General features: G+C 58.5%; 6 protein-coding genes and 4 pseudogenes. 7 read left to right on the top strand and 3 right to left on the bottom strand.

The annotated features are described in order from the left end of the window. Window positions 1-166: 166 nt before the first annotated feature. The 3 genes and pseudogenes from ACYP5B_RS37710 to ACYP5B_RS37700 form a co-directional block, all read left to right on the top strand. Window positions 167-340: pseudogene (locus ACYP5B_RS37710) on the top strand (methyl-accepting chemotaxis protein); the annotation flags it as partial. Window positions 341-744: 404 nt separating this feature from the next. After that, entirely contained in the window at window positions 745-1023 is a 279-nt protein-coding gene (locus ACYP5B_RS37705) for a hypothetical protein (protein ID WP_459572978.1), read from the top strand. A gap of 158 nt (window positions 1024-1181) precedes the next feature. Beyond that, window positions 1182-1289, top strand: a pseudogene (locus ACYP5B_RS37700) (3-oxoacyl-ACP reductase); the annotation flags it as partial. Between the two features lie 659 nt (window positions 1290-1948). Here the strand turns inward: ACYP5B_RS37700 and ACYP5B_RS37695 are convergent. Beyond that, a complete protein-coding gene (locus ACYP5B_RS37695) occupies window positions 1949-2698 on the bottom strand; it encodes an SDR family NAD(P)-dependent oxidoreductase (RefSeq protein ID WP_459572977.1) in 750 nt (249 codons plus the stop codon). Window positions 2699-3931: 1233 nt separating this feature from the next. On the opposite strand from ACYP5B_RS37695, the pseudogene ACYP5B_RS37690 reads away from it, so the two are divergent. The 4 genes and pseudogenes from ACYP5B_RS37690 to ACYP5B_RS37675 form a co-directional block, all read left to right on the top strand. Continuing rightward, window positions 3932-4510: pseudogene (locus tag ACYP5B_RS37690) on the top strand (DNA glycosylase AlkZ-like family protein); the annotation flags it as partial. 37 nt (window positions 4511-4547) lie between these two features. Beyond that, window positions 4548-4838 (top strand): TatD family hydrolase, encoded by a 291-nt coding sequence (locus ACYP5B_RS37685; protein WP_459572976.1) that lies wholly within the window; start codon window positions 4548-4550, stop codon window positions 4836-4838. Between the two features lie 380 nt (window positions 4839-5218). Next, window positions 5219-6334: an alkene reductase gene (locus ACYP5B_RS37680; protein WP_459572975.1), complete on the top strand. Its 1116-nt coding sequence runs from the start codon at window positions 5219-5221 to the stop codon at window positions 6332-6334. A 105-nt stretch (window positions 6335-6439) separates the two neighbouring features. Continuing rightward, window positions 6440-7279: an NHL repeat-containing protein gene (locus tag ACYP5B_RS37675; protein WP_459572974.1), complete on the top strand. Its 840-nt coding sequence runs from the start codon at window positions 6440-6442 to the stop codon at window positions 7277-7279. Window positions 7280-8457: 1178 nt separating this feature from the next. Here the strand turns inward: ACYP5B_RS37675 and ACYP5B_RS37670 are convergent. Further along, window positions 8458-9066: pseudogene (locus ACYP5B_RS37670) on the bottom strand (SDR family oxidoreductase). A gap of 89 nt (window positions 9067-9155) precedes the next feature. Next, window positions 9156-9270, bottom strand: a 115-nt coding sequence (locus ACYP5B_RS37665) for a transposase (RefSeq protein WP_459572979.1), incomplete at its 5' end; no start/stop codon positions are given.

The raw sequence follows: 9270 nt of genomic DNA, 5'->3' as shown, positions 1-9270 counted from the left end.
GGGTGAGACTTCGGTACAAAATCCTCGAGCCGCCGCATGGTGAACAGGCTTTCGGTGAAGGTGTCGGCGCCGCGCATGAAACGTCGTAGGGTGTGGAGTTCTCAGATCAACGCTTCAGCCACTCGAAGCGCTGACTTCGGTCGGAGGTATTTCAGCGGCCTGCTAGGCAACGTCTGCGGAGCAGACGAGTGGGATAGAGCAGGTCAACGTGGCCATCACGCAAATCGACAAGGTGACGCAGGAAAATGCAGCATTGGTAGAGGAGGCAGCCGCCGCGTCTGCGGCATTGAACGAACAGGGCCAGCGGCTGCTCGAGGCAGTCTCAGTCTTCAACCTCTGAACCAAGCAAGGAGACGTCATGCGTCAGCCACCGGGAGGAGCCATAAGAATCGGCTTTTCCGGTTACGAATCCACCGCACTGCCTTCATGAACACAAGGGGGCGGGCTGTGTGGCTGATCTCGCGGCAAGAAGGTGTGTCCGTCCTGGTTGTACGTCGCGTTTCAACCTTCGTTTTTGCACCCCACTTTCGTAGGTAGACAGGACCGTTCACGCCGAGACAGAATCTGCGCCTGTCGTGATTTGAAACCCACGACATTTTTCTCCCAAACCGCCCGTGCTCCGCGCGGGTTCTTTTTTTCGTGCGAAGCTAAAACAACTATAAGTGTTTACGCCAACCGCACTTTACAATACTACGGGTGCACACACAGTCGGAGCACCAATATTGGCATTTTAGGAGGATGATCATGACGCTTAATAAGGGAGACTGGTCCGGTAAGGACAACAAACACTATCGCAGACATTTTGACCGCATCTATGTGTCGGAGACCGAGGAATGGGAGGTTGAATACTTCATTGATCACTATCTGAAAACCCACGGCTACGACACAAGCCAGCAACGCCGTGAGGCCATTCTTTGGGCGATCTCGGAATACCCTGGACGCAAGCCGATTCTGCGCACACAATTGACTGCGTCTCTGGAGAAGAAGTGCCCCCCGCCAGGCAGTAAATCTCCATCGCGCTGATGCTGTCTGGACTTCGATTCCGCTATAAATCTATATTCCCCAAATATCGAAGCGGGATACACCGCTCAACCGTTCAGTAGGAGACGGAGACCGTACGAGCGCGAACGGTGCGCGGGCATGCCACACCTTGTGATCGATGGTGTTTCAAAGAGAATTGCGTGGGGGAGATGACAGATGTTGTAGATGCCGTAATGTTCCTTGAATCCGCGCCGTTCGTGACCGGCGAGATCTTGCACGTAGACGGCGGTCACAGTGCGGGCCATTGACCGCTGACGCTATAGATCTAGATTGTGTTCGCGTCAGAAGAGGCCAGAGCTTCGGAAACAGCATGCTTCCTCAGCTATTTCCGAGGTGCCGGTGGCCAACCTAAGTCCAAAGCCAACACACGCTGTGTATTCCGGTGACGGTTCAACGCGGCCTTCTAGCCGGCCGGTAGACTCCTTTCTATCGAAAGGCTCAGCGGACATCCTGGCGGACGATAGAAGCCAGCGCTTCATATCCATCTGTGCCCTCCACAGAGCGTGCGCACTTCTTCCATGCGGCCGCCCAGCGCGGAACACTGCTTGTACGCCACCAGTTGGCATGTTTCGGCGCACTTGCACGAAACCTTGGCTGAGACCTTCCACAGTGAGCGAGGTGTAAGCAAGAAATTCGTATCGACCTTCTGTCCTAGAATGCGACTGGGTTTCGTCATAGGCCCTCATCAACGGCGCTGGCGAGACGACCTTGCGATGTGGAGCGTGGAAACTCCTGCACGGATGGCCCTGGGAAGGACACGGAAGTGGAAGGGTCTAGAGGTCGGAACAAGGCCAAGGAAGAAAAAAATGCGACGTGCCCAACGAGATATGAGTTGGATACGCCGCTGCCGAGACTCATTCGGCCAAAGGCTACGCTACAGCCACATGAAGCCTGTACACAAAGCAGTTCACAGAGCGGACATGCCGCCGTCGACGGGCAGGTCAACGCCGGCGACGAAGCTACTTTCATCTGATGAGAGGAACAGTACTGCCGACGCGATTTCGCCAGGTGCTCCCAAACGATTCAAGGGAATTGCAGCGGCGAATCGCTCACGCAGCTCGCTTGCCTGATCTTTCGTTTTGGCTTGTGAGTCCAGAATCGGAGTGTCAATCGGCCCGGGGCTGACCGCATTGACGCGGATGCGTCTATCCTTGAGTTCCGCGGTCCAGGTCCGGACAAACGAACGCACAGCGGCCTTCGTCGCGCTATAGGCGCTGTACGCCGGAAACCCTTTGCAGTTCGCAATCGACGAAGTGACCACGATTGATCCGCCGTCTTTCAGCAGCGGAAGAGCTTTCTTCACCGTGAAAGCGAGGCCCTTCACGTTAATGTCAAATACCCTATCGAAGCTCTCCTCGGTGATCTCATCGATGCGTTGCGGCTCGATGACACCGGAGTTCGCGACGAGGATGTCGAGACGCCCCTTCTCGGCGCCAATCTGCGCATAGAGACGGTCAAGATCCTCGAGGCGCTGGACATCGCCCTGCACGCCCGCAACGCTGCCACCGATCATAGCGACCGCCTTGTCGAGTTCAGCTTCCCGCCGCCCCGTAATGTAGACAAAGGCACCCTCTTCCACAAAACGCTTCGCGATCGCGAGGCCAATACCACTATTTCCACCAGTGACCAGTGCCACCTTTCCGTGAAGTTTTGCCATTCTGAATCTCGGTTGTGCTTCCAATTCCGATAGAGCGCGTATGACGGGACCAAAATGTCATGCCAGTACGCTCCACTCTGCGGTAGGTCCGGCAGATCCCGATGGCAACAGGGCGACGAGGTTGTTTGACTTTGCGGTGTTTCACCGCACCATCCCCTTCAGTGGCTCCTGCCCATTGGATCCCGCCTTTGGGCATTACACAACCGATGATGGCCTTCGAGGTAGTAGTCCGGAGCGAATAGGTGTTATTCCCTCGGGGAATCAGAATCAATGCGCAGCGTCGGCTGGGCCTGCGCTAACCTAGACCCATAACCGGCGATCGCAAAAAGGGGGGCGTCTTCCCAGCGATTTCGTTCGCGCCCCGTGCACCTTATCTACGCACACAATGAAGCAGCCAGTTGCAGCCAGCAAGGCTACCCAGCGACAATGACGGGCAAGCTTTGCGGGTTGAAGGCCACGGCAATCGCTTCACTGGGTGCCACCCGGTATCGGTCGGGTCGCCCCCCCCAGATACCCCAACGACATACATACGGCCCCTCCGCACCTTGTCAGATACGGACGGGTACGTGGACTCACAGGTGTGAACTGTGCAAACGTGGGAAGAAAAAAAGGGCGCCGCACCTAAGAAATGGGGTGTGGATGATGCGCCGCCGCCGATCAAACCTCGGCTACAGAACTACGTGAGAGAGGAAAACAACGGACGAGACAGTTCTGACAGGAAGGCGTGCTGCCAACCACTTGTACGCCGATGCACCGAGCGCACCCAGCAACATGCGCATTGGTGGATAGCAACGCTGTCTCGTCACCGGCAATTAAACAGCCGCTTCGATTTCGTGGGAAGTGGCGAGGAGGGAATAGTCGTTATTCCTACTCGGAATGGGCTGGACGCAGACATATTGCGCTAAATGGAGAGCCAGCTATTCCGGATAACATCGAATTGAGATCCCAGTCCCTCGAGCTCAATCATACTCAAGCACGCGCGATCTGGCTCCGCGCACAACGCCTGGACACGGAGGCACCGTTCGGCAAGGGCCCTGAGGCGACAGCAAATGCTGTTCAGCATCTGGGATACGTGCAGATTGACCGATAAATGTCATTGAGCGAAGCCATCACCATATCCTTTACACCCGTATCCCAGATTACCAGCGCCTGGACCTCGAGTAGCCCCAGTCGACGGAAAGAACGGTATTCGAGTACCGGACGCACGCGCTCTCGTATGTTCCGACTGCAGACTATCGGTCCTTCATGCCGGAAATGCGTCGCCATCGGGAGGCTCCGAATCAGTCATTTTCAAATGTAGACCGCGACGACTACGCAATGCTTCTGCGCCGGATCCGAGACGAGGGATCGCTGTCAATACGCGACATCGAGGAAGCCCCAATGGAAGAATCCCACCCGTGGGACAGTCGCAAGCCCTCGAAACGAGCACTGCGGTACGGTTTCTTCGCGGGCGAGCTGGCCATTTCTCAGCGCAAGGGGATGCTCCAGACATACGAGCTGGCGGACCGTCACTTCCTATGGAAGCGCCGCCCGCGCCCGGCGACGGACGGACAATTTGCTCAATACCTGGTTGATCGCGCGCTTCGGTTACAAGGACTCGTAAGTCTCGATTCGATATGCTACGGCAACCCGGCGTTCAAACCCACCGTCTCTGCTCTTCTAGAAACAAGCGTCCGCCGACGGCGTCTCATTCCCGTCCATCTAACAGGACACACCAAGGTGCAGCACTGGTTGGAACCAACCGCGCTGGAGACGGCAAACCTTGTCACCGAGGCTCCGTATGTGCACATACTCTCCCCCTTCGATCCCCCGGTTATCCAGCGCAAACGGCTGAGCCTCTTCTTTGGTAATGAACATCGATTTGAGGCCCCATGGGTCGGCCAACGCCAACCTGGAGAGACACCCTTCCGCGGGCAAGCCAATTCTCCACTGGTTCTCCGGCACCGCGAAAGAGCTGCAGCGTGCCGTCGAGATGGGTTGTTGGTTCAGCGTCGGCCCTGCTATGGTCGCCGGTGCCAAAGGCCGAGATCTGGTTAGCAGAATGCCTATCGAAAAATTGCTACCGGAGACGGACGGTTCCTTTGCAACGGTCAACAGGAACATATTAATGCCGTGGCAAGCCACAGACATCATTGATTAGCTGGTGGACCTCTGGGGCGAACCAGAAAACCGCATCCAGGCCCGACTTTCGTCGAATCTTGATCAGTTGCTGAAGTGAAGGCCACACTACCCCACAGAGGGGCTAGGAACCATTGAAACGTTCGCCCCCCCAATCGCCACTCTAGAGATGCGGCCGAGCATCTGGCCACCGCAAGAGCGCCGCGGTCGTCCCCTCACCTGAAATTCCCTCTCCGCGGCGTGACGACCGCCAGCCAGCTGGCGGCGCGCCGGCGCTAGTGGCTTCGCCACCGATGTCTTATTCCCCCCTGGAATGACTGTTATTGCCGAACGCCCTCTACTGCTTCACCGAATTTGCAACCAACATTCAGGCACCGTCACCCAAATCCAGGAGCACAGGCAATGGAAAACCTATTCAGCAGCACGTCCGTCGGGTCCTACAACCTCGAGCATCGCGTGGTACTTGCCCCCCTCACCCGTATGCGCACGGAGGCGGGCAATGTTCCAGGCGACCTCATGGTCGAGTACTACACGCAAAGAGCCACAAAAGGCGGCCTGCTGATCACGGACGCAACGGCAGTGTCGCCCTTGGCCGTTGCCTACGTCGATGCCCCGGGCATCTATACGGACGAGCACGTCCAAGGTTGGAAGCGAGTCGTCGATGCCGTCCATGCAAAGGGAGCGCGCATCTTCCTCCAAATCTGGCACGCCGGTCGCCAGGCGCACCCTGCCAACACCGGCGGCGTTACGCCGATCGCTCCGTCGGCCCTGCTCTCTCTCGAGCATGCCGCCATTCGGAATGAAGATGGCAACATTGCCGAAGCCGAACTCATCCTCCCTCGCGAGCTCGAAATCGAAGAGATTCCTCTCATCGTCGACCAATTCCGTCGGAGCGCAGCTCTGGCGAAGGTAGCCGGTTTTGATGGCGTCGAGCTTCACGCTGCAAATGGCTATCTTTTCGAGCAGTTCCTCCTTGATGGGACGAATCATCGTACCGACGCCTACGGCGGCCCCGTAGAGAACCGCGCTCGCTTCCTCTTCGAATCGCTCGACGCGGTTGCGTCCGTGTGGGGAGCCGGCAAGGTTGCCGTCCGCCTGTCTCCGAGCGGCACGTATGGAACGATGTCGGACAGCAACCCGCATGGCACCTTCCAATACGTTTCGGAAAAGCTGAACGACTACGACCTCGCGTATGTCCACGTCATCGAACCCCGCGTGAGGGGCATCATTGACATCGATGCCGAAGATGCGCACGTCTGGTCAAAGGACATCCGTCGGTGGTTCAAAGGCCCCCTCATCGCTGCGGGCGGCTTCACCGGCGCAAAGGCCGAACAGATTATCGCGGAGGGCGGCGCCGATCTCGTTGCGTTCGGTCGGTTGTTTGTATCGAACCCCGACTTGCCGTCCCGGCTCCGTCATGACCTCCCGCTATCCTCGTACGACCGGTCGACGTTCTACGGCGGTGACGCTGGAGGGTACACAGACTATCCGACGTACGACGCTGTAGTCCTGGCATAGTCTACCGGTCCCCTTTGCTGACAATCCGGCAAAAGGGGTCGGCCCCCACGCCCCCAGGCGTCGACGCGATCGCGCCAGCGTCTGGGCAAGCCAAGGAGTGCCTTCTTGACAATACTGGTAACAAGCGCCTCAGGGGCAAATGGCGATGGCTTCGGCGCGCTGCTGTCCTTCTCACACGACGGACAGGCTCAAGGCCAGTTCTCCAGCGACAATCGTATCGTCGACCCGAGAGGGATGAGCGCAAGCCCCGATGGCGCCCTCCTATACCTGAATAGCGGCAATGACCGCATTCTCGCCCTCGATCTCGAAGGTCAAGTCCGCCTTGATAGTGGCGAGATCTCGGGACTCAACCCGGGAGGCGGCGTCCTTGGACCGGGCGGACGCTACTACGTTGGCCTGCGCACTCGCAAGACAATCGCCGCATTTGATCCCGACCTGGTTGGCGCTCCGGTCATCATTGTTCCGGAAAGCGTCGTGCCATTCCCGCGGGGCTTCGGCTTTGCGGCAGACGGTCGCCTCTTCCTCTCCTCAGGCGTCGGCCCAGACGGAGCGGGTCAGAACACGGTTCTGGTATTTGACCTGCCACGCTCTCAGGTAGCGCGTCAGTTCATCGCCGACGACGAGGTTAGCCCTCTGGACTTGGCCGTGAGCCCTGACGGCAATGTACTGGTTTCCAGCGAATTTCCGTTCGGTTCACCAAACGCCGTCACATCAGTGAGGGAATACGACCGGAACAATGGCAAGCTCGTTCGCGTGTTCGCGCCGCCAGGCGATGTACCCTTCCAACGCCCCCGCGGGCTGCGGTTCGGCCCGAATGGCGAACTCTATTGCACGGCGCGAGATACCGTCTTGACCTTCGACTATGCGTCGGGCCAATTTGCGGGTGTCGCGATAGTCCATCCCCGCTTGAACGGCCAAGCCGTCGCCCTCTTCCCGCGCCCCTGAGGCTGCTCTCACGCAAACCAGGGCTCCCTCCGCGGAGCCCGTCCCAATTCAAGGGGCCTGCCGCCAGCGCGTCACCGAATCCCAAGAAGGCACGACCGCCTTCGAAGCTTAGCCTAACACCACGTGGCACCCAAAAAGCGATTCGCGATTGGCCAAGCCTCTCCGGATCCGGCGGGCTTATACGGACGGTCGTAGGCCCATGGGGAAGCAAGAATCCATACCAAGGTGTGTGCCCAATCTGCGCTGGAGCACCCTATGATGACCTAGGCAGCAACTGCATGCGCCGACACGCCGCCGAACGCTTCCACACCCATGGGGTAAAGGCGAACATATTCAGAACGGAGGATTCCTGTCATGAAGAGATCTCCCATTAATACCTATTCCTCCGACCTGCCCTCCCCGATCATGCCGTCGACATGGGCCTCTGGACGGCGGCCAACGCGTCTAGTGCGGAGATTTCGGTGTATCCGAGCAAGGTCAGGCTTTCGGAAGAGCCTGGCTCGCCAGTGTCCGGGACGACTACGGCACCATCGGGTCCACGGTGGCAAACGACTGTTGCACACGCACCTTGCCTCCTGCGCAGCGAGTCAATTCCGGAGTTGGATGGGCAGCCTCACGGGATAGCAAGTTCTGCCCAGTCTGGAACCTCGATCGACAGAGGATTCACCGATCGGTTCCCCTGCTTCCATTGTCCCGGCGCTACCGCCCTAGTCGTGCGCAGACCATGATCGAACTCGTCGTCACGCGTCGCTCCAATGACGGCTCAGAGTTGAAAATCACATGCGCTAACGGTGGGCACGATAAACAATTGGTGCGTTTCATCCGTGCTAAGGTCAGTCTTGAATATCTGCTGCCGGCGCGAGCGGTAGTTAGCAGTCTCCACCACCTCGACACCGGTATCGCCCATTTAGCCTGGCGAGTCCACTGGCAAGACCTTGCCGATCACATTGCGCTGATCCGCGCCACCTTTGCCGTGATCGATCTCAGCTATGTTCTGAGCATGCATCGCGCCACGGGTGAATCCCTACCTGCAGGAAGGGCATCCCAGCGGGTCATGCGCCTAACGATCTCTGTGGGAACTGCGCACATGGTGTGCGCATCCCGTTCCCTGATGGCCCTTAACGCAGGGCCGCGCGGCGGCGCGCGCCCAGTCAGAGCCAGGGCGCCTCCCACCAAGATTAGACTAGCGTCCTACCGACTGACGCGCCCCCATCGACATAGAGAGTCTGGCCTGTCATGAACCCTGCATCCTCCGACAGCAGAAACTCAATTGCTGCCGCGATCTCGTCGGGCTTACCAAAGCGATTCATCGGCACGAACGAAAGAAACTTCTTCTCGCTCAAACTTCCCGGCGGGCTGTTCTTGCGGAACAATTCCGTCTCTGTCGGCCCCGGAGCAACCGTGTTGACCTCAATATCTCGAGTCTTACGGTGCTGGGTGCCTTTGATCGCACAGCCTACGCGGCGGCGAAGTCAGCACTGATCAGCTTCTCACGGTCTTGGGCGCTGGGACAACTCGCCCCAGCCCGCCTCCCGCATGCCCGGCAAGAGAGCCCGCATTGCCTGGACAGCTGGATGGAGATTGACTGCCATGACAGCATCGAAGTCCTCCATTCGGACCTCGCCGATACGCTGCGGCCTCACAAGACCCACGTTGTTCACAAGTCCGTCGAAGCGCCTGGAGCTCGTCAGGTCGCGCAGAACGCCTTCGGTCTCTCGCAGATCAGCCAGGTCAACCGACACAAGCTCACCAGGACAGGAGGAATCAGTGCCCCTGGCGAGTCCCACTACCTGGTGTCCAGCACCGACCAGCCGTTCAGCTAGCGCACGACGATGCCCTTACTTGCACCCGTGATCAGGAAAGTGCGTGTCTTCATCTAATCCACCTCGAAGTTGGATCCGAGCCGCTGAAACAGATTCTCTGTGCTCCAGCGCTGCCGGTACAGGCGCGCGATTTCCTGGGCCGTGAGTTGTGAGGCCGGGGCATTGGTC

The sequence above is a fragment of the Cupriavidus sp. 8B genome (assembly GCF_054589115.1).
This window is presented reverse-complemented; position numbering and strand designations above follow the sequence as displayed.